The organism is Vibrio sp. Vb0937 (genome assembly GCF_033338855.1).
The window spans coordinates 1-1,909 of the sequence record NZ_JAWOTK010000096.1; the positions used below are offsets into that span (position 1 = coordinate 1).

The following is a 1,909-nucleotide window of genomic DNA, read 5'->3' on the forward strand; positions in this document are numbered from 1 at the left end:
GCTAATGGATGAAGATACCGATGAAATCTACTACACCAATGTGGCGTGTAGCTGGCTGAACAGCAAAACATGTTCATGTAAGGACTACCCAAATCGCTTTACCTCTGGCGAAGAGTGCACCAAGCTGACACGCGAAGACATCGACGATTTCACTTGGTTACCGCACACGTGTGCTTACCGTCTGTTAGCCGAAAATCAGCCATTACCAGAATGGCACCCGTTGATTACGGGCTCGAAATCCGCAATGCACGCGGCGGGCGAAAGTGTCCGCAACAAAGTGGTGTACGAAATTGATGTGGTGGATTGGGAAGACCACATTTTGAATCACCCAAATCGCCCATAGCCAAATTGAAACAAGCCTTTTACCAACAGTGAAAGGCTTGTTTGCTTTTAGGGTCAATAAAAGACCGGATTCTCATAAGTGATGACAAAACGACGGTCATTGTTGAACTCTGACGCTTAATTAACTAAATGCTGCTCGGTTTGCAATTTAGTGATGTAAACTTAGGGCATATCATTTCAAGGCTTTACATTCCGATTCTTGATCGCTCCGATCGGGATTCGTTTCCTACGAGGTAAAAATGACGTTTCATTTCCCCCTGAAAAATCGCCAGACACCTTGGGTAGCGATATTCGCTTTATTCATCGCGATGATGACCCCTATTTTTGTGCAGGCCACAGAAAGCACGGAACCTCCTATTATCTCTGAAGCAGAAGCTTCTATAGATAGCTTGAACATCGACATTGTCGATTTATCGCAAAGCCTATCTCAAACGGCAGGTGACGAGCGTGATGCGCTTCAGCTACAACTTTTCCAAAAAAATGAAGAGTTGAGAAATCAATTAGCGTCCGCGATTGAGCGTGAGTCCATCCCTCGTGACAAGCTGATTAAGCTCGTCAAAACGCAAGAAAAGTATTCAAAAGACGCGACCGATTATCTGACGACCAAAACCAAAGAAGTCATTGAAGAGTTAAACAAAGCGAAAGACGAAGAAAAGCTCGCGCTTATTAACGACTACCGCGAGCTTCAACATTACTTGGATGTGAGCTTTGATTCGAGCTGGCAGAATTTGGCATGGCTCAAGCAATTAGGCGTTCAAAATGAGCGTGCGGAAGCGGAATTGCAAGACAAGCTAGATAAGCGCATGCGTTTGCTATCGGCATCGATGGCGTATCTGCGTCAACAAGCAGAAATCATCGGTACGCAGCTTTCATCCAGCCCTGAATCAGAAAAAGCGTCTTTGCAACTTAGCCAGCTGATCGTGAAGCAGAGACTGAATATCGCAACGGAAAGTTTGCGTAACCTGATGTCGATCGGCGACAAAATGGGTATTGAGACGTCGGAGTACAAGCGTCAGATCTTTGAAATCACAGGCAGCATCACGCACGACTTGCTAGACACCAAAGTGGTGTGGTCCATCATCAGTCACTGGTCAAACTCCGCGGTGGATTGGTTTGCGGAAAACGCACCACAGCATATCTTCCAGCTATTCGTGTTTGCGCTGATCTTATTGATTGCTCGTGCACTGGCTAAACTCACGCGCAAAGTGGTGAGCAAAGCGGTGTCTTCTAAGAACTTGAAACTTTCCCACCTAATGCAGGACTTCTTTATCTCCATGTCCGGTAAAGTGGTGTGGGTGATTGGTATTATGGTTGGCCTGTCGCAGATTGGCTTGAACTTAGCGCCAATTCTGACTGGTTTCGGTATTGCCGGTGTGATCATTGGTTTCGCGTTGCAAGATACGTTGTCGAACTTCGCAGCGGGTATGATGCTTTTGATTTACCGTCCGTTTGATGTGGGTGATTTTGTCTACGCCGGTGGTGTGGATGGCAAGGTAAGTCACATGAGCTTAGTGAACACCACGATTCGCACCTTCGATAACCAGATCATCATTGTGCCGAACAGTAA

The 1,909-nt window shown here is 46.4% G+C and carries 2 protein-coding genes; both read left to right on the forward strand.

Features of this window, described 5'->3' with window-relative positions; translation table 11 throughout:
- Window positions 1-343, forward strand: a 343-nt coding sequence (locus tag R7P67_RS23410) for a YcgN family cysteine cluster protein (RefSeq protein ID WP_318086141.1), incomplete at its 5' end; no start/stop codon positions are given.
- A 238-nt stretch (window positions 344-581) separates the two neighbouring features.
- Window positions 582-1,909, forward strand: a 1,328-nt coding sequence (locus R7P67_RS23415; RefSeq protein ID WP_318086142.1) for a mechanosensitive ion channel domain-containing protein, incomplete at its 3' end; no start/stop codon positions are given.